At 34.0% G+C, this 23,260-nt stretch carries 24 protein-coding genes and 2 riboswitches; of the genes, 21 read left to right on the forward strand and 3 right to left on the reverse strand.

Going from position 1 to position 23,260, the window contains the following annotated elements:
- Positions 1-353 precede the first annotated feature (353 nt).
- From J2S19_RS19760 to J2S19_RS19780, 5 genes are all read left to right on the forward strand, one after another.
- The gene (locus J2S19_RS19760; protein ID WP_307345477.1) at positions 354-803 is read left to right on the forward strand and encodes a peptidylprolyl isomerase; all 450 of its coding nucleotides are present in this window, start codon (positions 354-356) and stop codon (positions 801-803) included.
- A gap of 350 nt (positions 804-1,153) precedes the next feature.
- Positions 1,154-1,304: riboswitch (FMN riboswitch) on the forward strand.
- 342 nt (positions 1,305-1,646) lie between these two features.
- Positions 1,647-2,294 (forward strand): riboflavin synthase, encoded by a 648-nt coding sequence (ribE, locus tag J2S19_RS19765; protein ID WP_307345478.1) that lies wholly within the window; start codon positions 1,647-1,649, stop codon positions 2,292-2,294.
- A gap of 41 nt (positions 2,295-2,335) precedes the next feature.
- A complete protein-coding gene (locus J2S19_RS19770) occupies positions 2,336-3,529 on the forward strand; it encodes a bifunctional 3,4-dihydroxy-2-butanone-4-phosphate synthase/GTP cyclohydrolase II (protein ID WP_307345479.1) in 1,194 nt (397 codons plus the stop codon).
- Positions 3,530-3,591: 62 nt separating this feature from the next.
- Positions 3,592-4,056, forward strand: a complete 465-nt coding sequence (ribH, locus tag J2S19_RS19775; RefSeq protein ID WP_307345480.1) for a 6,7-dimethyl-8-ribityllumazine synthase — start codon at positions 3,592-3,594, stop codon at positions 4,054-4,056.
- A 106-nt stretch (positions 4,057-4,162) separates the two neighbouring features.
- Positions 4,163-4,522, forward strand: a complete 360-nt coding sequence (locus J2S19_RS19780) for a GNAT family N-acetyltransferase (RefSeq protein ID WP_307345481.1) — start codon at positions 4,163-4,165, stop codon at positions 4,520-4,522.
- Between the two features lie 137 nt (positions 4,523-4,659).
- Here the strand turns inward: J2S19_RS19780 and J2S19_RS19785 are convergent, their stop codons facing one another.
- Positions 4,660-5,187: a DUF309 domain-containing protein gene (locus J2S19_RS19785; RefSeq protein ID WP_307345483.1), complete on the reverse strand. Its 528-nt coding sequence runs from the start codon at positions 5,185-5,187 to the stop codon at positions 4,660-4,662.
- 130 nt (positions 5,188-5,317) lie between these two features.
- Positions 5,318-5,410 (reverse strand): YjcZ family sporulation protein, encoded by a 93-nt coding sequence (locus J2S19_RS19790; RefSeq protein WP_098797212.1) that lies wholly within the window; start codon positions 5,408-5,410, stop codon positions 5,318-5,320.
- Positions 5,411-5,799: 389 nt separating this feature from the next.
- On the opposite strand from J2S19_RS19790, the gene J2S19_RS19795 reads away from it, so the two are divergent.
- From J2S19_RS19795 to J2S19_RS19870, 16 genes are all read left to right on the forward strand, one after another.
- Positions 5,800-6,543, forward strand: a complete 744-nt coding sequence (locus tag J2S19_RS19795; protein WP_307345486.1) for a segregation/condensation protein A — start codon at positions 5,800-5,802, stop codon at positions 6,541-6,543.
- 5 nt (positions 6,544-6,548) lie between these two features.
- Positions 6,549-7,145 carry an SMC-Scp complex subunit ScpB gene (gene scpB / locus J2S19_RS19800; protein ID WP_307345488.1) on the forward strand — a complete coding sequence of 199 codons (597 nt, stop codon included), beginning with the start codon at positions 6,549-6,551 and terminating at the stop codon, positions 7,143-7,145.
- Positions 7,146-7,460: 315 nt separating this feature from the next.
- Positions 7,461-8,600: a D-alanyl-D-alanine carboxypeptidase family protein gene (locus tag J2S19_RS19805; protein ID WP_370875181.1), complete on the forward strand. Its 1,140-nt coding sequence runs from the start codon at positions 7,461-7,463 to the stop codon at positions 8,598-8,600.
- Between the two features lies 1 nt (position 8,601).
- On the forward strand, positions 8,602-9,189 hold the full coding sequence (locus J2S19_RS19810; protein ID WP_307345490.1) for a nucleoside recognition domain-containing protein: 588 nt from the start codon (positions 8,602-8,604) through the stop codon (positions 9,187-9,189).
- Positions 9,190-9,196: 7 nt separating this feature from the next.
- Positions 9,197-9,727: a spore maturation protein gene (locus J2S19_RS19815; RefSeq protein WP_307345492.1), complete on the forward strand. Its 531-nt coding sequence runs from the start codon at positions 9,197-9,199 to the stop codon at positions 9,725-9,727.
- A gap of 500 nt (positions 9,728-10,227) precedes the next feature.
- On the forward strand, positions 10,228-10,962 hold the full coding sequence (gene rluB, locus J2S19_RS19820) for a 23S rRNA pseudouridine(2605) synthase RluB (RefSeq protein ID WP_307345495.1): 735 nt from the start codon (positions 10,228-10,230) through the stop codon (positions 10,960-10,962).
- 88 nt (positions 10,963-11,050) lie between these two features.
- Positions 11,051-11,572: a thiol-disulfide oxidoreductase ResA gene (gene resA, locus J2S19_RS19825; protein WP_307345497.1), complete on the forward strand. Its 522-nt coding sequence runs from the start codon at positions 11,051-11,053 to the stop codon at positions 11,570-11,572.
- Between the two features lie 17 nt (positions 11,573-11,589).
- A complete protein-coding gene (gene resB, locus J2S19_RS19830; RefSeq protein ID WP_307345499.1) occupies positions 11,590-13,212 on the forward strand; it encodes a cytochrome c biogenesis protein ResB in 1,623 nt (540 codons plus the stop codon).
- A gap of 172 nt (positions 13,213-13,384) precedes the next feature.
- Positions 13,385-14,560: a c-type cytochrome biogenesis protein CcsB gene (gene ccsB / locus J2S19_RS19835; protein ID WP_307345500.1), complete on the forward strand. Its 1,176-nt coding sequence runs from the start codon at positions 13,385-13,387 to the stop codon at positions 14,558-14,560.
- Between the two features lie 272 nt (positions 14,561-14,832).
- Positions 14,833-15,552, forward strand: coding sequence for a response regulator transcription factor (locus J2S19_RS19840; protein ID WP_307345502.1), 720 nt, complete (start codon positions 14,833-14,835; stop codon positions 15,550-15,552).
- A complete protein-coding gene (locus J2S19_RS19845; RefSeq protein ID WP_307345505.1) occupies positions 15,549-17,345 on the forward strand; it encodes an ATP-binding protein in 1,797 nt (598 codons plus the stop codon). The genes J2S19_RS19840 and J2S19_RS19845 overlap by 4 nt, the downstream gene beginning before the upstream one ends.
- A 211-nt stretch (positions 17,346-17,556) precedes the next feature.
- Positions 17,557-18,123, forward strand: coding sequence for a cob(I)yrinic acid a,c-diamide adenosyltransferase (locus tag J2S19_RS19850; protein WP_307345507.1), 567 nt, complete (start codon positions 17,557-17,559; stop codon positions 18,121-18,123).
- Between the two features lie 552 nt (positions 18,124-18,675).
- Positions 18,676-19,224 (forward strand): RNA polymerase sigma factor SigX, encoded by a 549-nt coding sequence (gene sigX / locus J2S19_RS19855; protein WP_307345510.1) that lies wholly within the window; start codon positions 18,676-18,678, stop codon positions 19,222-19,224.
- On the forward strand, positions 19,202-20,404 hold the full coding sequence (locus J2S19_RS19860; RefSeq protein WP_307345512.1) for an RsiX family anti-sigma factor: 1,203 nt from the start codon (positions 19,202-19,204) through the stop codon (positions 20,402-20,404). The genes sigX and J2S19_RS19860 overlap by 23 nt, the downstream gene beginning before the upstream one ends.
- A 411-nt stretch (positions 20,405-20,815) precedes the next feature.
- Positions 20,816-21,706 (forward strand): LysM peptidoglycan-binding domain-containing protein, encoded by an 891-nt coding sequence (locus J2S19_RS19865; RefSeq protein WP_307345514.1) that lies wholly within the window; start codon positions 20,816-20,818, stop codon positions 21,704-21,706.
- A 213-nt stretch (positions 21,707-21,919) separates the two neighbouring features.
- A riboswitch (FMN riboswitch) is annotated at positions 21,920-22,052 on the forward strand.
- 155 nt (positions 22,053-22,207) lie between these two features.
- On the forward strand, positions 22,208-22,786 hold the full coding sequence (locus J2S19_RS19870) for an ECF transporter S component (RefSeq protein WP_307345517.1): 579 nt from the start codon (positions 22,208-22,210) through the stop codon (positions 22,784-22,786).
- 91 nt (positions 22,787-22,877) lie between these two features.
- On the opposite strand, the gene J2S19_RS19875 is transcribed toward J2S19_RS19870, so the two are convergent.
- The gene (locus J2S19_RS19875) at positions 22,878-23,126 is read right to left on the reverse strand and encodes a ferredoxin (protein WP_307345520.1); all 249 of its coding nucleotides are present in this window, start codon (positions 23,124-23,126) and stop codon (positions 22,878-22,880) included.
- Positions 23,127-23,260 lie beyond the last annotated feature (134 nt).

Below are 23,260 nucleotides of genomic sequence, written 5' to 3' on the forward strand. Positions count from 1 at the left end.
GAAGTTTGTTAACAGGTAGCCGCCGAAGCTAGACAGGCTCACCACCCACCCCGCGGAAAGCGAGCACTGTAGCGGAAATAAACCCTAAACGACAATTCAGTTAAAAGCAACAATGTTTACGAAAACAGCCTTTCTAAAAGATTGTTTAAAACAAGAATAAATATGAAAAGGTTACCCTAGAATGTGATGACTTAAAGATCAGTATAACAAAGAATTGCTAGATGAAGAAAATAATAGTACAGTTTAGTGTTGATAACAAGTAAATAGTGAAAGTGTTTAGGTGAAGCAAGGCTACAGCTTTTCTTTTTAACTTTAAAAATGTTATTATAGAGATTGATTTTACATAAAAGGAGATGTTTTCTTTGGCTAAAAAAGGATACATAGTAATGGAAAATGGAGAAAAGATAGAGTTAGAATTTTATCCTAATGAAGCTCCTAACACAGTAGCTAACTTTGAGAAACTAGCTAACGAGGGCTTTTATGATGGCGTAACCTTTCATAGAGTAATCCCTGGCTTTGTGAGCCAAGGTGGAGACCCGACCGGTACAGGAGCAGGTGGTCCAGGATACTCGATTAAATGTGAGACAGAAGGTAATCCACATAAACATGAAGCAGGTTCTTTATCAATGGCGCATGCTGGTAAAGATACAGGTGGAAGTCAATTCTTTATTGTGCATGAACCACAACCTCATTTAAATGGAGTACATACAGTGTTTGGGAAGGTTACATCAGGCCTGGAAACTGCTCTTAATATGAAAAATGGGGACAAAATGACAGAAGTTAGAGTATTTGATGCTGAGTAATTAATAGAAAGCAATGTGAGGTAGGGGATAAAGGCTCCTGCCTTTTTTAAATGAGTAATCCTTGGTACATAATATCATGAGGTTTAGTACAAGATAGTTTGTTTACCCTGTAATAATTAAAGTTCTGTTTTTAAAACTTGGGCTTTTTCAAAAAAAAATTGTTGCTTTCTACACTAACTTTTTTAAAAAGTGCTTGGTCGCGAACCGAAAAAAATAATTTTTCAAAAGCGATTTTCTTGCACTGAATACGATTCAGTGATAATATTCATTTAAAATTAAGGATTCCTCATATAATATTGTTAAAGGAATCAGTAAAAATTACATAGTAGATGATTGGTTTATAAGTCATCTAAATTCTTCGGGGCAGGGTGGAAATCCCTACCGGCGGTGATGAAGTTGAACACTTCTAAGTCCGTGACCCGTTAATGTTGAATCAAATTAACGGTGGACCTAGTGAGAATCTAGGACCGACAGTAACAGTCTGGATGGGAGAAGAATTGCGCATTAGCGGTGTATTATCATTTCCTTTTTATTAACAATTGTAACTATATTTGAATGTACGAGCTAAAGATTTTACTAAAATAATATCGCATGTAGGTTGAGTACAATATATAAATGCTCTGACATAGATAGAACCTATTGTATTTAGCGAGTACTAATGAACATCTGTTTCAATCTAAAAGTTATGATTAGTTATTAAATTATGGAAATAATACTCTTATTTGAGTTTGTCAAATATCAATTTTTCACATACAAAATGTCCCCAATGTCTTTTGACTATGGGGATTTTTTTTGATTTATTAACTCCCTCGGGTAACATAGGAACTGAATTGAGGTGGCAAAGTGTTTACAGGTATCATTGAGGAAATAGGTACGATAACTAGTATTCGTAGTACGGAAAGCTCAATTAATTTTAAAATTGATGCAAAAAAAATAATGGAGGATATTTCATTAGGTGACAGTATTGCAGTAAATGGAGTTTGTTTAACCGTAACAGAGTTTACGTCAAACTCTTTTCAAGTTGATGTTATGCCGGAAACAGTTAAAAGTACATCACTAAAAATTTTATCAAAAGGTTCAAAAGTAAACTTAGAAAGAGCGATGTCTGCTAACGGTAGGTTTGGAGGTCATTTTGTTTCTGGACATGTAGATGGTACTGGTAAAATTGTTAGAAAAACAAGAGAATCAAATGCAGTTTATTATGAGATTGAAGTTTTAGAGAAGTTAACTGATACTTTAATACATAAAGGTTCTGTAACGATTGACGGAATAAGTTTGACGATATTTGGTTTAGAAGCAACTAAGATATTGATTTCAATTATTCCGCACACATTATCAGAAACAATTCTCGAACAAAAAGGTGTCGGCGATATTGTAAATATAGAATGTGACATGATTGGAAAATATATAAAAAAGTTTATAAATCAGCAAGTTCAACAAAAAAGTTCGTCATTAAGTGAATCCTTTTTAAAGGAGAATGGCTTTTACTAGAAAGCATTCTGCAGTTGAACGATTGTGAGGAGGCTAAGTTAATGTTTCATACAATTGAAGAGGCACTAGAAGATTTGAAAGAAGGTAAGGCTGTCATTGTAATAGATGACGAGGATCGTGAAAATGAGGGTGATTTTATAGCATTAGCGGATAGAATTACGCCAGATATTATTAATTTAATGATAAAACATGGTAGAGGGCTAGTTTGTGTACCAATTACTGAGGAAAAAGCAAAAAAATTAGACTTGTATCCGATGGTATCACAAAATACAGACCCACATGGAACAGCATTTACAGTTAGTGTTGATTATAAGACAAATAAGACTGGCATAAGCGCTTTTGAAAGAGCGGACACTGTGAAAGCACTTCTCGCAGATGAAACAAAAGCAGCTGATTTTAAAAGACCTGGTCACACATTCCCACTGGTAGCTAAAGAAGGTGGTGTTTTAAGAAGAGCTGGTCATACTGAGGCAGCTGTGGATTTATCCATCTTATGTGGTGCCAAACCAGGTGGTGTCATTTGTGAAATTATAAAAGAAGATGGAACAATGGCAAGAGTACCAGACTTGCTTGAAATAGCTAACGAGCTTGGTGTGAAAATAATTACTATTAAGGATTTAATTGAATATCGTAATCGAAGTGAAAAATTAATAAAACGTGAAGTAGAAATTGATTTGCCGACAGAATATGGTACATTTAGGGCAATTGGTTATTCAAACTCTATAGATGATAAAGAGCATGTTGCTTTAGTTAAAGGTACGATAAATAGTGATGAACCAACACTCGTAAGAGTACATTCTGAATGTCTATCTGGTGATGTTTTTGGCTCGTATCGATGTGATTGTGGCCCACAATTACACGCGGCACTTTCACATATTGAAAAGGCTGGTAGCGGTGTATTATTGTATATGCGGCAAGAAGGTAGAGGTATTGGTTTACTTAACAAAATGCGTGCGTATAAACTTAGGGAGCAAGGAACTGATGCTGTTTCCGCTAATGAAAAGTTAGGACTTGTTCCAGATTTAAGAGATTACGGTATTGGGGCACAAATATTAAAAGATTTGGGTATAGAAAAAATGAATTTACTTACAAATAACCCAAGGAAAATTACAGGGTTAGAAGGATATGATTTGTCTATTGTGGAGCGCATCCCAATAGAAATACCTACTAGAGGTAAAGATGTACGTAATGACAAAACAAAAAATGATAAAATTGGACATTTTCTACATTTATAGATTATGTATAGCCACAAGTGAAAATTGTTGATTATATTTAAAAATTATTGGAGGTAATGGGTATGAATACATTTGAGGGAAATTTAATTGGTAGTGGTTTAAAGGTGGCAATTGTTGTCGCACGTTTTAATGAATTTATTACATCTAAGCTTTTGAGTGGTGCTGAAGATGGACTGAAAAGGCACGGAGTTAGTGAAGATGAAGTAACGATTGCATGGGTTCCAGGTGCTTTTGAATTACCGCTAGTAGCACAAAAATTAGCTGAATCAGGAAAATACGATGCAGTTATTACTCTAGGAACAGTCATAAGAGGTGCAACAACTCATTATGATTATGTATGTAATGAAGCAGCGAAAGGTATATCTAAAGCATCATTATCAACAGGTGTGCCGGTTATCTTTGGACTTTTAACAACGGAAACGATAGAGCAAGCAATAGAAAGAGCCGGAACAAAGGCAGGTAATAAAGGCTACGAAGCTGCTGCAACTGCAATTGAAATGGCAAACTTATTAAAAGATATCGGATAAATTACTGAAAAGTGTTTAAAAACGATTCGAAACTGTTTATAATGTTGTGAGGAGTTAATTATTGTTATTGCTGAATAAATTGCAATTTAGTTAATGAGGGGTATATATGTTAATTCGCTTTAAAAAAAGTTTTGAAAAAATTGCTATGGGTCTTTTATCTTTTATGCCAGCAGAAAAAGATTTAAAGCAGTTACAACAAACAATTAAGCAATATGAAACTGCAGAAGACTGGCAATTATTTCTTTGGAAGCAAGACGAGGATATAATTGGTGCGATTGGTGTTATTTTTAATGGGGAGAATACGGTTGAGGTTCAGCATATTAGTGTCAATCCATCACACCGTGGACAGGGGATTGGCAAACAGATGGTTAATGCTTTAAAGGAAATGTACAAACATAAAACAGTGATACCGAATCATGAAACAGAGGCATTTTTTGAGAAATGTCTTGATACTGATAATTGTTAGTTTTTCAAGTCAATAATTAAATATCGATCAATTAAAAATGGTAAACATAAAAGGGTCTAACTCCTGCAATGACAATTTATTTATATAAATTGTTTTTGTAGAGCAGACCCTTTTTTATTCAAACGAACTAAGAATTTCTATTTTCTATTAGCTTGACGCTGTAATAATTGTTTTTCTCTTTCCTGAATCACTTCGGTACGGTCACGCTTCATATGCTTATGTAAAATGTACTCATTAGATAAGTCGCTCGTCTCGCCCCAATTACGCTGAGATTCTTTAGCGAGAGTTTTACAATGTTCCAATAATGATTTGTCAACAATCGGTAAGTCAAAACTATAGTAAGCTTGATGATTCATAATTTCTAACTTTCGCTTTTCTAGTGCTTTTAGAAGCTTATCATAATCTAGTCCTAGTTTAGGGAAAATGATTTTTTCTTTATGTAATATATGTATGGAGTTTGTTATCATCTTCAGCGCACCGGCATAATTCCCTCGTCGTTGGTGATACAAACCAACAGACATTTGGATTAGCCCAACTAAATAATCATTTCTATGATTAACCGGGTTCTTTTTCCAGAATTCCTCTAGAATTTCATGACATTCAAAATAATCCCGTTCACAATGAAACTGTAGGAGAAAATTTATATATTCAATATCGTACTTCAATAAAATCACTGCCTTGTCAAATATTTTCTAGTCATTATAAGTGTAGTAACATATATATCTTTGGTCAAATTTTAATTATTTATAATGTGTAAAGGCGAGGGATGTTAGCCTCGCCTTTACCTATGTCATCTTATAGCCAAGCTGCACCAACAATAATTAATAAAATGAATAAAACAACGATTAACGCAAATCCTCCACCATAATTAAATCCATGTTCACCCATAATAAATTCCTCCTTCATGATAGCTTACATTTGTAATATATGAGTAATGGGTTAAGTTGTATGGGCATAAGTCCAGATTTGAAAAAATTTATTTGATTAAAATGATATAGTATTCACAACTAAACAAATTGAAGGAACTTCATAGTACCTCCTTCAATGTTTTGGTGAATTGGAAAGTTAAAAGAAGTTGCAAAAGAAACCCTTCCACATAGAGTCGGGCAAATTGAAAACTGATGGAATCACAAGATGAAGCCACTTTATAACATAAAAACAATATATTGGTAATTAACTCGTAATTTAAATGAATATCAATAATTATTCTTGGAGATATGCAGAATTTATTCTATACTATATGTTGGCTAGTTGGTAGAATGGTGGGATAGTAAAAAATGCAGTATCACGTAAAGATTAATGCGTTTGAAGGACCTCTAGACCTACTCCTTCATTTAATAAATCGTTTAGAGATAGATATATATGATATACCTGTAGCAGAAATTACAGAGCAATATATGTTGTACATTCATACGATGCAGCAATTAGAGCTTGATGTAGCTTCTGAATATTTGGTTATGGCAGCTACTTTATTGTCAATAAAAAGTAGAATGTTACTGCCCAAGCAAGAGGAAACTCTATTTGATGAGGAATATGTAGAGGAATTAGAGGATGACCCTCGAGAAGAACTTATGCAACGGTTAATCGAGTATAGGAAATATAAGGAAGCTGCGCAAGACTTGAGAGATTTAGAGGAAGAACGATCACAGGTTTATACAAAAGCTCCTAGTGATTTAAGTGAGTTTGGTGAACAAACAGTAAGTCAGACGGATTCTTTAAATGTAACAATATATGATATGCTTGGAGCCTTCCAAAAGATGTTAAGGCGAAAAAAACTGCAAAAACCAATACAAACAAGGATAACGAGACAGGAAATACCGATCGAAAAGAGAATGGAAGAAATTCTAGAAGATTTAAGAAGAAATCCAGGCAGACGCCGATTTGTTGAGTTATTTCCGTCAAATAGTAAGGAACATCTAGTTGTTACTTTTTTAGCAATATTAGAATTAATGAAATCACATATGATCCTGATTGAGCAGGAAAATAACTTTTCAGATATTTTTATTATGGGGAGTGTATAGCGTCAATGTCCTATGGTTTAATAGAATGGCAATCAATTGTAGAGGCGCTTCTATTCGCTTCTGGTGATGAAGGCCTATCTTTAAAACAATTAATTGAAGTGCTCGAGCTACAAGAGCATGAAGTGATCGAAATTATAAAAGAACTTGAGGAAAGTTATCGAGTTCGAGAACGTGGTATTGAATTAGTAGAGGTTGCTGGACATTATCAGCTTACTACTAAGAAAGAACATTCATTATACTTAAAGCGACTAGTTGAATCACCTGTAAATACGACACTATCTCAAGCAGCACTTGAAACATTGGCCATCGTTGCATATCGTCAGCCGATTACGCGGACGGAAATAGAGGAGATTCGTGGTGTTAAAACAGAAAGACCAATTCAAACATTAGTTTCAAAAGTACTAATTAAAGAAGTAGGCAGAGTTGAAGGTACTGGTCGAGCTATACTGTATGGTACTACAAAAGAATTTTTAGAACACTTTGGCTTGAAATCATTAGAAGAGCTGCCTCCATTGCCAGAGAAATCAGGTGATGAATTTGAACAAGAGGAAGCTGATTTATTTTTTGAAAAATTTAATGATGCCCTTGAAGACCTCAACTAAAAAGACCCTTAGCAATCATAAATTTGTTTATGATGCTAAAGGGTCTTTTTTTAGTTGAGGATAAAGAGTTAGTAGCTGATTTGCGATTAGAGAAAGTGAGTATTGGGAAAATCGGTGAGGTTATTGAAGGAAGATAAAGTTTGCTTTTTTAACACCCCTCGTAGAAACAAGCAATTTTGAGAAATATCTAGTAGGAACAATGACTGTTTTCGATTCATAACAATAACCTTTTAGCTATGAGATCAATAAATTTTATACATAAGCTTTGTCCACGTGCATAAACTTGTACAAAACAAGTAAGAGGACGTGATTGGTTTGCCGTATGTAAGAAAAATAACAACAGGAGTTGTCATTTTCATTTTACTTCTTTCCGTTTTCCCGCACAAAACAGCGGCTATAGGAGTTAGTGCACGATCTGCAATTTTAATAGAACAAGAGTCAGGAAGAGTTTTATATGAAAAAAATGCACATCAGAAAATGAGAATTGCTAGTATAACAAAGATTATGACTGCAATTCTTGCTATAGAGTCAGGTAAGCTTAAAGAGACTGTTACAGTTAGTGAACGAGCTACGAAAGCAGAAGGTTCATCCCTTTACTTACAAAAAGGCGAAAAAATTGCACTGGAGGATTTAGTTTATGGATTAATGCTACGTTCAGGAAATGACTCCGGTGTTGCAATTGCAGAGCATGTAGGGGGGAGTCTAGAAGGATTTGTCGTTTTAATGAATCAAAAAGCAGAAGAAATTGGGATGAGAAACACTCACTTTGCTAACCCACATGGTTTAGATGATCATGAGGACCATTATTCAACAGCTTATGATATGGCGATATTAACTCAATACGCAATGAGAAATGAAACTTATCGGAAAGTCTCAAGTACAGAAACATATCGGGCACCAAATCCAAATGAAAAATGGGACAGAGTATGGCATAACAAAAACAAATTATTAACCAGTATGTATAAGTATAGTACAGGTGGAAAAACAGGCTATACAGTTAGAGCAAAAAGAACACTTGTTTCAACAGCTTCTAAAAATGGTATGAATACGATTGTTGTTACATTAAACGATCCAGATGATTGGACAGACCATATGAATCTTCATGACTATGCTTTTAATCAATATGAATTAGTTAAACTAAAGGCAAAGGGACGTTTAACTAATATTGAAGATGAGTTTTATAAAGATATGGTTTTTATTAAGAGGGATATTGTCTACCCCTTAACTCCTAAAGAACAAGAAAAGGTGCATATTAATCTTTTATTACAGAAACCTGAAAAGCAATGGAAAAAACCAGAGGATGTTCCTGATGTTATAGGGAAGTTATCTGTAAAAGTAGATAATGAACAAATTTCAGAAGTTCCTATCTTTTATGAAAACGGGGCAGTGAAAAAACCAGATACGTTTTGGGACAATTTCAAAAGAATCTTCTTGATTACAACAGGAGTTAAGTAATATGGTTAATATTATTTGGATGCTATTAACTGTGATAGGAATTGTCTTTGCGATGTTTAATGGTACGATGGATCAGGTTAATGAAGCGATTTTCAAAGGAGGCAAAGAAGCTGTTACGATTTCGATAGGTTTAATTAGTGTATTGGTTTTTTGGTTAGGTCTAATGAAAATTGCCGAGGTAGCTGGGTTATTGGAAAAACTCGGGAATTTATTCAAACCTATTGTAACAAGACTTTTTCCGGAAGTTCCACCTGAACATCCAGCAATGGGCTATATGCTATCAAACATGATGGCGAATTTGTTCGGTTTAGGAAATGCAGCGACACCACTAGGAATTAAGGCGATGGAACAGTTAAAAGTTCTTAATGGTAATTCCGATAAAGCGAGTAGATCAATGATTACATTTCTAGCCATTAATACATCGAGCTTAACCTTAATTCCTACAACGGTCATAGCGATAATGATAACTTATGGTTCATCCTCACCAACTAGTATTGTCGGTCCAACGTTATTAGCTACATTTATATCAACATTAGGCGCTATATTAATCGATCGATTCTTCTATTATCGTAGAAAGAGAAAAGGGTGAAAAGTTCATGGGTGTTATAGGTGTCATTTCGTTATGGTTAATACCAATTATAATCGGTTTCATATTAATCTATGGGACAATTAAAAAGGTTCCAACATATGAAACCTTTGTTGAAGGTGGTAAAGAGGGGATATCAATTGCATTCTCGATAATTCCGTATTTAGTAGGAATGCTAGTATCTATATCAATATTTCGTGCGTCAGGCGCTTTAGAATTTTTAATGAATTCAATGCGACCTTTACTAGAAGTATTACATGTGCCTGCTGAAATTGTACCACTTGCATTTATACGGCCGATTTCTGGAACTGCTGCACTTGGGTTAACTTCAGATATAATTGCTACATACGGACCTGATTCTTTCATCGGGATCCTTGCTGCTACAATGCAAGGTAGTACAGATACAACCCTTTATGTATTAACAGTTTATTTTGGAGCGGTAGGCATAAAAAAAATGGGAGATGCCCTAAAAGTTGGTCTATTAGCAGATTTAGTTGGGATTATTGCAGCGATTATTATCGTTACCTTGTTATTTGCATAAGAGGTTATCCTAAACGCCTTGTCGAATAGTTGGAAGTTAAAGAGACTGTTTATAAGGACTTACTCTCGCTTGTTTTTAGAGTATAGTCCTTTTTATTTACCCATCAATAAATAAGTTAGATTCGTATTAAGGTGCTTTTCGATTCCTAAGCGTAAACGCCTGTTAACGTCTCACCCTTCCTCCGCATACCGCAAGAGTCGCGGACTTACGCTCTAACCAACCTATGAATAAAGTTTGCGCAAAAAGCAACTAACTTTTTAGAAAAGAGCTAGTATTAAGATTAATAGCAGCTGGCTAAGTTTCTACATGAATTTGTAAGTGATAAAATGACAAAAGAAATGTTCGCCAGAAACTATCAATTAAATTTATGGTATGATGGGGAAGCACGTCCACAAAATATATATTAAGAAATGCTTTAGATAGAATGAAATCATTTCTTTTAATAATCACTACTTGTGTATATAGAATGAAAACAGTAATATGTTAACGAGGTGAATGGAATGGAACGGTTACAAAAAGTAATTGCTCATGCAGGTATCGCTTCTAGAAGAAAAGCGGAGCAATTAATATTAGAAGGAAAAGTAAAGGTTAATGGTAAGGTAATAAAGGAATTAGGAACAAAAGTAAGTGAAAATGATAAAGTCGAGGTAGAAGGTGTACCCCTCGAAAGAGAAGAACCAGTTTATTTATTATTTTATAAACCAGCTGGCGTTATATCTGCCGTAAAAGATGATAAAGGCAGAAAGGTCGTCACAGACTTCTTTCCACATATTGAACAAAGAATCTATCCAATCGGAAGACTAGATTATGATACATCAGGATTGCTATTATTAACTAACGATGGGGAATTTGCAAATAGTGTAATGCATCCCCGTTACGAAGTAGATAAAACTTACGTAGCAAAAGTGAAAGGGATCATTACTAAAGAAAAAATGCGCCAGTTAGCAAAAGGTGTCCATTTAGAGGATGGTAAAACAGCACCAGCACAAGTGAAGATGTTATCGATGGATAAAAAGAAGCAAACATGTATAGTTGAACTTACGATTCATGAAGGTAGAAATCGACAAGTGCGACGCATGTTTGATGCAATAGGGTTTCCAGTTCAAAAATTAAAGAGAGAGCGTTATGCTTTCCTAGACTTGAGAGGACTATCAACTGGAGATGCAAGAGAATTAACTCCGCATGAAGTGAAACAGCTTCACGCATTGGCTACCCATGGAAAGCAATATAAATAACAATTCACATAAACGTCAAAATATACGTCAGTTGATTTATTACAAAATGATATAATTGTACTGAATGTGTAAAAAGTAGGTGATATGCTTGAAAAAGAAACGATTACTTATGCGTTCAATTATTTTAATCATATTAATTTGTGCGCTAGGATATACCTTATATTCCAACTTTTTTATAAATAAGGAAAAGGTCAAAATTGGAGATAAAGCACCTGACTTTGTATTAAAAGACCTTGACGGTAAGGAGCACCAGTTATCTGATTACCGGGGGAAAGGTGTGTTTTTAAACTTTTGGGGAACATGGTGTGAACCTTGTGAACGTGAAATGCCATATATGCAAAATCAATATGAATATTACAAGTCACAAGGTGTAGAGGTATTGGCTGTCAACATAGCAGAATCTAATATAGCAGTGGAGAGTTTTAGTAATGCACTAAATTTAACATTTCCCATTGTACTAGATAAGGATAGGCAAGTATTACAAGCCTATGGAGTTGACCCTTTACCAACAACGTTTCTTATTAATCCAGAAGGGGAAGTCGTACATATAACATCAGGTTCATTATCTGAAAGACTTGTAAGGGACTTTATGGAACAGATAAAACCATAAATGGGGAGTTTTTTAGCATGAATAAGGTTAAATGTGAGTGTGGTCATGCAAATCCAGAAGGCACTATTTTGTGTGGGTCATGTGGGAATCCAATAGATGAAAAGGTAACAAAAGAAACAACTAAGTTATTGGATATGAAATATGATGGGTCAGCAAGACGTTCTCAAACCTATAAAAAATCAATTGTAGATAAAATTTGGAATTTCTTTTCGTCTGTTAAGGTTGGTATATGGTTAATTGTATTGCTACTATTAGCATCAGCAATCGGAACAATATTTCCACAGGAATTTTATATACCCAAAACTGTTACTCCCGCTCAGTTTTACAAAGAAGAGTATGGGGTATTAGGACAACTATATTATCAGTTAGGTTTTCACAATTTATATGACTCCTGGTGGTATATTATTTTAGTAGCTTTACTTGGTATGTCACTAGTTATTGCTAGCTTAGATCGGTTCGTACCTTTGTATCGAGCTTTAAAGAAACAAGGTGTTGTAAGGCATGAGTCATTTTTAAAGCGACAAAGATTATTTAGCTCAACTGAAACAAACCAATTGAATGTAGAAGAGATAAAGACGAAACTAACTTCTAAGCGTTACCATGTAAGAGAGGAAAATGGTAATATCTTTGCCGAGAAAGGCAGATTCTCAAGATGGGGTCCTTATGTAAATCATTGCGGATTAATTATCTTTTTAATTGGAGCTATGCTCCGTACAGTTCCAGGGATGTATGTTGATGAAATGCTTTGGATAAGAGAAGGTGAAACAGCTGTTATTCCAGGAACTGAAGGCAAATATTACTTGAAAAATGAAAAGTTTCTTTTAGAAGTTTATGAGAAAGACAAAGAAAATGAAGTGTTTGAAAATGCGATTAATGAAGCCGGTGATGGCAGTGTTGCGAAAAACTTTCAATCAAATGTTGTTTTGTATGAAAGAGTAGGTAAATTCGTCCATGGTGCAAAGCCGGAACTTAAAGAGTTAAAAAATGAAGAAATTCGGGTGAATGAACCTCTTAAGTTCGATTCATTCGCTTTATATCAAACTTCCTATAATCAAAATGAATTTAGTAAAATGAAATTTAGTTTAATAGAAAAAGAATCAGAAGAAAGTTTTGGAGAGATAACGATTGATTTGCATGACCCTGATAAAGAATATGATTTAGGTAATGGTTATAAAGTAGAGTTAGCAACCTACTTACCAGACTTCTATTATAATGAAGAAGGTATCCCTGAGACTAAATCGAGATCACCTTACAATCCAGCTTTTGTATTCAAAATAATCACTCCTGAGACTCCTAATGGTGAGAAGAGTTTTGTTGCAATTCAAAATACTATTGAACCAGACGGAGAGAATAAATATAAAATGAAGTTTGCCGGTATAGAAACGGTTAGCTTGTCAGGACTTACGGTTAGAAAAGATTTAACATTATGGATACTTGGTTTAGGTGGTGCCATTTTTATGATTGGTCTAATTCAAGGTATGTATTGGAATCACCGTCGTATATGGATAAAACAGCTTGATAGTAAAGTATTAATTGCAGGACATACAAATAAGAACTGGTATGGCTTACAAAATGAGTTGAAATTTATTTTACAGGATACATCACTACAACAACCAATTGACCAAAAGGAAAAAGAGTAAAAACTCAAATTAATGAACACTAGCTCTCGTTTCTTTTGATTAACGTTTTCATGGACTAGGCTTATGCTTAAGTAGCTGAGACTGTCCGGGGGATGCAAAAATAACAAGATTTACAGAATGATTTTTATTAAAGCACCATACTGGAGATACGCTATATTAAGGAGGGGGACATGTGGCAGCTATTAGTAGTACGCTATTAGAAATTGCTTTTATAGTCTATTTAATTGCCATTTTTCTTTTCGGTGGTTCAATACGAGATAAACGGAATAAGCATGATAAACAGAGTAAGTGGACAATACTTGCTGTCGTAACAACAATAGTTGGTTTTATTATAAATGTAGGATACTTTATAACTAGATGGATTGCGTCAGGACATGCACCTGTTAGTAACTTGTTTGAATTTGCAACTGCATTCGGAATGATGCTAGTATTAGCTTTCATTATTTTATATTTTATTTATAAAGTAGCTGTGCTAGGTTTATTTACATTACCAATTGTTTTATTATTAATTGCTTATGGCAGTATGTTTACAACAGACATTACGCCATTGATTCCATCATTACAAAGTCACTGGTTGTATATTCATGTAACAACTGCTGCACTAGGACAGGCAGTTTTATCGATTAGTGCAATTGCCGGAATTATTCATCTTGTAAGAGTTGTTGATCAGCAAAAGTCTACTAAGAAGACATTTTGGCTTGAAAGCATTATGTATGTACTCGTTGTGACGTTAGGATTTATTTTGACTACAATGACGTTTAAAACAATGGATTATCAAGCTGACTTTAAGTGGATTAATAAAGAAGGCGAAGAGGCGGTAATGTCATACCAATTGCCTGCATTAGTTGGCCCTAATGAAGGAGAGTTACAGACAGAAGGGCGATTTGAACCTTTACTTCAATTACCTGCGATAATTGAGGCTTCAAAACTAAATACAGTCATTTGGTCAGTAATAATCGGTTCAATTCTTTATTTAGTAATACGGTTAATTGTAAGAAAGCGATTGGCAGCAGTTTTACAGCCGTTCACGAAAAATGTTAATTTAGATTTAGTAGATGAAATTGGTTATCGCTCTGTAGCGATTGGCTTCCCTATTTTTACTTTAGGGGCATTGATTTTTGCGATGATATGGGCACAAATTGCTTGGACCAGGTTTTGGGGATGGGACCCTAAAGAGGTCTGGGCACTAATAACGTGGTTATTTTACGCTGCGTACCTACATTTGCGATTATCAAAAGGATGGCATGGTGAGAAGTCAGCTTGGCTTGCGGTGATTGGCTTTGCAATCATTATGTTTAACTTTATTTTTGTAAACCTAGTAATTGCAGGACTTCATTCATACGCATAAAACAAATTTTTTGAAGAAATTAACATAAAAGTGCAAAAGGGTAAGATAATAGTTTAAACACTGCTATTAAGGCCTTCACTCTCATGCAGTGAAGGCCTTTTAATATTATACTTCTCGTTTTAGCGCTTGTTAAATTGATGATATCAACGCTTAGAATGGTTAGCCTCTAGCTAAAGAGCAATTATAGAAGGATTTACAATTCGCATCGTCCAAGTTGGATACAAGTAAAATGATTTAATGAAAAAGTAGTAGCGAATAGGGAGGTTTTTTTGATGGAAGAGACAAATGCAAGAATTTTAGTTGTTGATGATGAAGAACGTATTAGACGGTTATTAAGAATGTATTTAGAAAGAGAAAATTATGAAATTGTTGAAGCGCAAGATGGAACAGAAGCTTTGGAACTAGGTTTAAATAACGAGTATGACTTGATTATGCTTGATATAATGATGCCTGGTTTAGATGGAATAGAAGTATGTAAAAAGCTTAGAGAAAAAATTGCAACACCAATTATTATGTTAACAGCAAAAGGAGAAGAGGCAAATCGTGTGCAAGGCTTCGAAGTTGGTACCGATGATTATATCGTGAAGCCTTTTAGCCCTAGAGAAGTAGTGTTAAGAGTAAAAGCTTTACTTCGTAGATCATCACAAACGTCCTATTTAAAAACAGAGACGAAAGCAAATAATGTAATTGTGTTCCCACATCTTTCAATTGACCACGACGCACATCGAGTAACTGCTGACGGTTCAGAGGTTAGTTTGACACCAAAAGAATATGAATTATTATATTTTTTAGCGAAAACACCTGATAAGGTTTACGATAGGGAAAAATTATTAAAAGAAGTTTGGCAATACGAGTTTTTTGGCGATTTACGTACAGTTGATACTCATGTGAAACGATTAAGAGAAAAATTAAGCAAAGTCTCACCAGAGGCTGCAAAAATGATTGTCACAGTGTGGGGAGTCGGTTACAAATTTGAGGTTACTAATGCATGATATTATTTAGAAGTGTAGTTGGTAAATTATGGGGCACTATTTTACTACTAGTATGCTTTGTCCTGTTTATTTTAACAATCTTAATGCTGGAGTTTATTGAAGGGTATCATGTGGATGTTGCTGAAAATGAAATAGACCAACTAGCAAAAAAGGTATCAGTCATACTAGAAAGTCATGAGGACCAGGAATTAGCTAGGTCCATATCGTGGGAATTAACTGATGAACTTACAGATATATTAATTATAGAGAATCAACAAAATTACTGGAAATCACCTAATGATTATGAGGAAATAACCCATCTTGAGTTAGCAAATATTAAAAATGACCCAGACTTACAGAACGTTCTTATTAATCAAGAATCGATTAGTAAAAGAACAAACTTAAATGACCCTGCTAATCAGTATTCTAACAGTGAAGAAGAAGTATTAGTTGTTGGTGTCCCATATAAAGTAAATAGCTCTGAATACGGAGCAGTGTTTATATCCCAATCATTAAAAGCAGTTCATGAGACTACGAAAAATACAACCAAATATATTTTCCTAGCAGGTGGTATCGCGTTTATCTTAACAACTATCTTTGCTTTCTTTTTATCGACAAGAATTACTTATCCACTTCGTAAAATGAGAGAAGTTGCTCAAGATTTAGCTAGAGGGAAATTTGATACAAGTGTACCGATTTTATCAAATGATGAAATTGGGGAACTAGGAACAACATTTAACCAAATGGGGAAACAACTAAAGTTCCATATCAATGCATTAAGTCAGGAAAAGGAGCACTTAACGAATATTCTTAGCAGTATGGCTGACGGTGTTATCACATTAAATATTGATGGAGAAACATTGGTGACGAATCCCCCTGCAGAGAGATTCCTTGAAGCCTGGTATTTTGAACAAGGTAAACTTGATGTTAAAGAGGAACTGCCACATGAAATTAACGTGTTATTTGAACAAGTTGTTAGTGAAAATAAAGAACAATTATTAGAAATTACATTACAAGGTAGAAGTTGGGTTATATTAATGAGCCCACTGTATAACCAATTAGATGTAAGGGGTGCAGTTGCTGTTCTACGTGACATGACAGAAGAGCGACGTTTAGATAAATTACGGAAAGATTTTATTGCAAATGTTAGTCACGAATTGCGAACACCACTTGCAATGCTACAAGGTTATAGCGAGGCAATAGTAGATGATATTGCAAGTTCCGAAGAGGAAAAGAAAGAAATAGCACAAGTTATCCACGATGAATCATTAAGAATGGGTAGGCTGGTAAATGATTTATTAGATTTAGCCAGAATGGAAGCAGGCCATATTTCACTAAATCTTGAATCGGTTGAAATAGAGGCCTTTATCGATAAAATTGTAAGAAAGTTTCAAGGTCCTGCGAAAGAACAAGAAATTATGTTAAGAGGTAAATTAAATCTTGAAAGATATGAATATGTCATTGACCCTGATCGAATTGAACAAGTGTTAACAAATTTAATTGACAATGCGATTAGACATACATTAGAAAATGGCAGTGTGGATATAATTGTTTATGATGATAATAAAGGATTGAACATTCAAATAAAAGATTCAGGTTGTGGAATCCCTGATGAAGATTTACCGTTCGTATTTGAGAGGTTTTATAAAGCTGATAAAGCAAGAACACGTGGCCGTTCTGGTACTGGTCTAGGTTTAGCTATTGCTAAAAATATAGTTGAAGCTCATCTAGGAAAAATTCAAGTTCATAGTAAATTAGATGAAGGTACGACATTTAGTATCTTTATCCCACGAAAAAAGGTGGATATTGAATGATTATGCCGAACAATCTTGTTTCATAAGAAACACTATATAAATAGTGAAAGCTGTAAGTGAATGGGTTTTTTTGAAAACTACTGCATTAGAGGTTAACTCCTTAGCGTTACCTTTGTAAAGAATAAAATGTTTACGATAGAAAACAGGTCTTTTCAAAAGAATGATGAATCAAGAATCTTAACTTATTACTTACAATAAGGAGCGTCTTATATTGAAACTATATACAAAAACTGGAGATAAAGGGCAAACAAGTGTCATAGGTGGTCGTGTCGATAAAGACAATTTAAGGGTAGAAGCATATGGGACAATTGATGAAGCGAATAGTTTTATCGGTCAAGCACTCACATATTTATCGGATCCAATGTTCTCTGACATCTATAATGAACTAATTAAAATTCAACATGAATTGTTTGATTGTGGGGGAGACTTAGCTGTCGTGAAGGAAAAATATCCATATAAAGCGAAGATGGATATGATTGATTTTTTAGAGGAGCGAATTGATTATTACGTATCTGAAGCACCTGAGCTTGAACGCTTTATCTTGCCGGGAGGAAGTCCTGCGGCGGCAGTTATTCATATTGCAAGAACTGTTACGAGGAGAGCGGAGCGTAACGTTGTAACACTAATGAAGAATGATCCATGTTGCAATGAAGTCGTGTTGAAATATTTAAATCGTTTATCAGATTATTTATTTGCGATTGCAAGAGTAATCAACTTCAGATTAGGTTTAAACGATATAGAATATGAAAGAAGTGCACTTGTTTTTAAAACGAAGTAGCCAGAATAATGAATATAAATAAACAGAAGCCTTACCAACTAGTCACATCTTGGTAGGCTTTATTTGTTTCAATAAATAGAAGTATTGGAACTAGAGTGTATTTGTGCAATTCTAAATTAGATGGCCACATCAACATATTCATAAAATCTTCCTTTTATCTCTGAGTTTTATAGAAATAATATTATAGAATCTAAAAATAAGGAATATCTATTTTCTAACTCAATGTTGCTTTATACTAAGTAGTTGTAAGTAGTGGAATCTCCACGGATTTAACTACTTACCTGAATCACTTAAATAACCGTATTAATAATTGTGCCTAGTTTAAGATAATTTAACTTAGTCGGTATGTGCTTAATGTTGCATTTGAATTATCTACTATATAATAAAGAAATGACAATATTTGAAAAATATCTTCATAGTTAAGTAGAAAATATGCTAAAGTAGAGAAGATAAGTTTCAAATGTTACATTAATATTTCATTTATATTTCTTTATATAAGCATTGCAACTTTTTTTTTTACATAACGACTAATTGAGAAATGGAGGGGCATTCATGGAGGATACCTTTCAAAGAATATATGAAAAATATCATCACGATTTATTTCAGTTTTTATTTTATTTGGTTAAAAGTCGAGAACAAGCGGAAGATCTCGTTCAAGAAGTATATATAAGGGTTTTAAAATCCTATGACCGATTTGAAGGAAGAAGTAGTGAAAAAACTTGGTTATTTTCAATTGCGAGGCATGTTGCGATTGATTGGTTTCGAAAGCAAAACTCGTTACGACAAAGAATTATCGAAAAATTTGACTGGGATCGGCAACAGTTAGTTGATAGTCATGCTTTACCAGATGAAGTCGTATTGCAAAATGAACAAATTAAATGGATGTACAAATCATTAAACAATTGTACGTTTGATCAAAGGTCAGTACTTGTTTTGCGTTACATTCAAGAATTATCAATTTCGGAAACTGCAGAAGCATTAGGTTGGACGGTAAGCAAAGTTAAGACAACTCAACATCGTGCGCTTAAACATTTACAAAAAGTAATGAGTAGCATCTCTGAAAAGGAGGGGCATCCGATTGGGAAAACAGGCGTGGAATGAAGAAAAAGTTGAACATTTAATGAAGCAATTACCAAAAGTAAAGGATAAACAAAATCCAGAAGAAATATATCAAAATATTTCTAATGAACTCCATTATAGGAGAAAACAGAAAAAATGGTTTGCGCCGGCTATTGCTTCTATTGCTGCCATTTGTATTATGGTAATTATGTCACCTTTTTTGCTTTCAAATTTTAATATCGCAGAACAAAAAAGTTCCAGCATAATGGATTCTGGCAATGCTGAACTAAACAATAATAGCGAATTAGCAATTGAAGAGAAATCTGAGAGCATGGAAACTAAATCAAAAGACATAGATAGTGAACCAAATAAGAAGTATGCAGTTACTGAACAATCCAATGAACAAGTGGAGGAAGAACAGAAAACATTTGTTTTAGCAGAAAGTGATGCCAATAATACAATTACGATTGGATTTACAGACGAGCAAGCCCAAGTCATCTTGCCAATTACGATCATGTTAGAAGAAAATCCTGAGAATATCGAGGTTTTAGAAGAAATAGTACCAGAGGTTTACTATGATGAATTAGGACCTGTCACATATGAATTGCAAGGAATAGATATAGAACAACCTAATCAAGAGGAAATACGAATAGAATTGAACCAAGAGCAACAAATGAATGGTTCAAGAAGTGAGGAATTATTTAAAAACGCAATTATCGAAACTTTTAGATGGCATGATTATAAACACGCATATTTATATACAAATGATGAAAAAGGAATCGAACTACCACACTCAGGTGTTTTAGATAATTTAGAGGTTCCACACGAACGAAAAAAAGCTTATTTTCTCTATCAATATAATCAAAATACATTGAAACTTCTCGTTCCCTCTCCTAATCCATATGATTCAATTAATATGGCGCTAGAGGATATGAAAAACAACCAAGACAACTACAATTTAAAGTCAACGATTTTGGACAATATCAACATAGAAACAATTACAGAGCAAAATAACATGCTGGAAATAACTTTTCATGCAGACTCAAAGTTCCTTAATAATCAAGAATATATTATAATGTTAGAATCAATCTTACTAGTTGCTAAAGAATTTGGCTTTGAAAGAGTACTTTTTAAAGGGATTGGCATAGATAAAATTGGAAATATGGATGTTACTAAACCAATTGCAGTACCTTACTCACCAAACCCGATAGATGCTAATTAGAGACTCCCTTTGAGGGGTCTCTTTTTTATGGTACGAGTAAAATTGACGTGTTTTTACATGGTAACTTTGCTCAAATAAGTAACCGACCGACATCAAAAAAATACCAGAGAAGTCTCTTATATTTATTGAAATTAGACCAACTAATAATAGTCGGAAAAAAACTTAATGAAAAGTTCAATTAATAAATGTATAGTTAGGAAAATTATGTTATATACTACACATGTTCTTTTTTCAGACGAGTCTACATACAATGGACGTGTACTAATGAATTGTACATAATTGTTACTGAGAGAATTCAAGCCTAGCATAAAAAGTGCGAGATTTCGTACATGCGTTGTAGTTTGGTCAATTACTATCTAGTGAATGTCAGAGGTCCATAACGAAAAGCAAAACATGTAAGGGGAGAATGAAATGTTAATGATAATGAAACGATCGGTATTTTTAGTAGTAGTGATGATGATTTTGACTCTGGTCGATATAAATATTGTTAGTGCACATACGTCTATTAAAGAAATTGAAAATAATTGGGTACAACCAGTACAAGGTAAAATAACAGATACATTCGGTACTAGAAATGGTCATCATAAAGGAATTGATATTGCAGCACCTGAAGGAACGAATATTCTCTCTGTCTCGGATGGTGTTGTGACAAAATCGTATTATTCTGATTCCTATGGACATGTAGTATTTGTTAAGCATCCAGAAGGATATGAGACTGTTTATGCACATCTTAGTAAGCGGTTAGTCAATGAAGGAGAGTCAATAAAAAAAGGACAAACTCTAGGGATAATTGGTAATACAGGGATTTCAACTGGTACACATCTGCATTTCGAATTACATAAAGGTGAGTGGACTGTCGATAAAAACCATGCATTAGACCCTTTCTTTGTCTTTCAATTAACAGATTCTTCCGTTTCAGCATCACGGCAACAAGAGACTACTAGTAAGAAAGAAGTAAAATTAATAAGTGCTAAAAATGAATCAGACAAAAAAAATCATAGTAATCACAACGTAATTAAAGTGAAAAAAGGTGATACACTGTGGAGGTATTCCAAAAAATACAATGTATCTGTTCGTCAGATTAAGGAATGGAATCATATAAAGTCTGACTACATATACCCAGGCCAAGAAATTTCGATTCATTCGAATATGGAATATAAGTATGTTGTAAAATCAGGTGACACCCTACATTCAATTGCAAATCAATATAAAACAAATCCTAACCAGATTATGGAGAAGAATGATTTAAAAAACGAAACGATATACCCAAATCAGGTACTTGTCATAAATCCAGCTTCTTAAAAAACCTGTGTATGTAAGCTTTGTAATAACTAATTTTCAGTAATTAAGTAACTAAACTATCTCGTGAAACAGATAATATTGTATGTCTAACAGCCTCAATACTCATTGTAAGGCACTAAAAAACTATGCTGAGGTACAAATGAGAAGATTAAGGGAAAGAAGTCAAAATTCTATACAAAATCTCCTTTTAGGTATATACTAAATGAAAAAATGATCAATCTTCGGGGCAGGGTGAAATTCCCGACCGGCGGTGAGGATACCTTATCTAAGTCCGCGAGCCAATTTTTTGGCATGATCTGGTGTGATTCCAGAACCGACAGTAAAGTCTGGATGAGAGAAGATGGAGGTTCTATCCGTTTGAAAAAAATGATATCAAACGTTTATTTAGACATGGAATAAAGCCCCTTCATAAGTAGATAATTTATCTATTTATAAGGGGCTTTTTGTCTAATGAATGAACTTTCTCTTTTTCGAGATGAGATCAGAAAAGGAGAGACAACCATGCAACATAGTCATGTCAGAAGAAATGTAACAGTAGGAATGTTAAGTACAATTGCTTATTTACTAATGATGCTCGATTTTCCCTTTCCGGGATTCCCAGCTTTTTTACTCATTGATTTTAGCGATATACCAGCATTAATAGCAGCAATTGTTTTCGGGCCAATTGCAGGGATAATGGTTGAAGGGATTAAAAATATTTTACACTACCTTATACAAACTAGCGCAACTGGAGTTCCAGTTGGAGAATTATCAAACTTCATTGCTGGATCATTGTTTATTTTACCAATTGCGATATTTTTTAGACGATATAAAAGCATGAAGTCGTTATTTGTTGGCTTATTTTTCGGTACAATTTTAATGACTGTAGTTATGAGTGTGCTAAATTATTATCTTATCATGCCTGCTTATACATTATTTCTTAATATGCCAGCAATGTCTAATGAGGCAACAAAACAACTCGTTATTGCTGCAATCATGCCGTTTAATTTAATTAAAGGTGTTATGATAAGTATTTTATTATTTGCTTTGATGACAAAGATTAAAACTTGGTTAACGAAATCTATCGTTCATACTTTGTAAGAGAATTACTTTAACAAAGGTTCTTTTACGAAAATAACGAAATAAAATAAAAAAACAGTCCATTGTTAATGCAATGGACTGTTTCATTTATCTATTCAAACTTTAATGCGTCACCATCAAATTTTTCATCAGCAATTTTTATAGAATCTGTTGGGCAGCCCTCGTAAGCATCCATCATATCTTCTTCAAGAACTTCCGGGACTTCAACTATTCCTTGGTTATCATCTAATGTAACGAATGCAATTCCTTCGTCATCATAATCATAAATATCTGGTGCAGCTGCGCCACAAGCACCACATGCGATGCAAGTGTCTTTGTCTACAATTGTGTACTTTGCCATTAAAACAAACCTCCTGATAAATTAATACCATATAAACATATGATAGAAAATGTAAAATAACAAATAAGTAAACACAGAGTATTGAGCGTGTCTAACTAGTATTGTAAAACTGTTCTATGGACATTTCAATATAA

The organism is Metabacillus malikii (genome assembly GCF_030813355.1).
Taxonomy (GTDB): domain Bacteria; phylum Bacillota; class Bacilli; order Bacillales; family Bacillaceae; genus Metabacillus; species Metabacillus malikii.

Bases quoted from the DNA above. Each gene is read 5' to 3' on its own strand.
- J2S19_RS19795 (WP_307345486.1), top strand. From the start codon at position 5,800: ATGCAGTATCACGTAAAGATTAATGCGTTTGAAGGACCTCTAGACCTA.
- J2S19_RS19870 (WP_307345517.1), top strand. From the start codon at position 22,208: ATGCAACATAGTCATGTCAGAAGAAATGTAACAGTAGGAATGTTAAGT.
- J2S19_RS19845 (WP_307345505.1), top strand. From the start codon at position 15,549: ATGATATTATTTAGAAGTGTAGTTGGTAAATTATGGGGCACTATTTTA.
- resB (WP_307345499.1), top strand. From the start codon at position 11,590: ATGAATAAGGTTAAATGTGAGTGTGGTCATGCAAATCCAGAAGGCACT.
- J2S19_RS19865 (WP_307345514.1), top strand. From the start codon at position 20,816: ATGTTAATGATAATGAAACGATCGGTATTTTTAGTAGTAGTGATGATG.
- J2S19_RS19780 (WP_307345481.1), top strand. From the start codon at position 4,163: ATGTTAATTCGCTTTAAAAAAAGTTTTGAAAAAATTGCTATGGGTCTT.
- J2S19_RS19840 (WP_307345502.1), top strand. From the start codon at position 14,833: ATGGAAGAGACAAATGCAAGAATTTTAGTTGTTGATGATGAAGAACGT.
- J2S19_RS19810 (WP_307345490.1), top strand. From the start codon at position 8,602: ATGGTTAATATTATTTGGATGCTATTAACTGTGATAGGAATTGTCTTT.
- J2S19_RS19770 (WP_307345479.1), top strand. From the start codon at position 2,336: ATGTTTCATACAATTGAAGAGGCACTAGAAGATTTGAAAGAAGGTAAG.
- rluB (WP_307345495.1), top strand. From the start codon at position 10,228: ATGGAACGGTTACAAAAAGTAATTGCTCATGCAGGTATCGCTTCTAGA.
- sigX (WP_307345510.1), top strand. From the start codon at position 18,676: ATGGAGGATACCTTTCAAAGAATATATGAAAAATATCATCACGATTTA.
- J2S19_RS19815 (WP_307345492.1), top strand. From the start codon at position 9,197: ATGGGTGTTATAGGTGTCATTTCGTTATGGTTAATACCAATTATAATC.
- scpB (WP_307345488.1), top strand. From the start codon at position 6,549: ATGTCCTATGGTTTAATAGAATGGCAATCAATTGTAGAGGCGCTTCTA.
- J2S19_RS19790 (WP_098797212.1), bottom strand. From the start codon at position 5,410: ATGGGTGAACATGGATTTAATTATGGTGGAGGATTTGCGTTAATCGTT.
- J2S19_RS19875 (WP_307345520.1), bottom strand. From the start codon at position 23,126: ATGGCAAAGTACACAATTGTAGACAAAGACACTTGCATCGCATGTGGT.
- J2S19_RS19760 (WP_307345477.1), top strand. From the start codon at position 354: ATGTTTTCTTTGGCTAAAAAAGGATACATAGTAATGGAAAATGGAGAA.
- ribH (WP_307345480.1), top strand. From the start codon at position 3,592: ATGAATACATTTGAGGGAAATTTAATTGGTAGTGGTTTAAAGGTGGCA.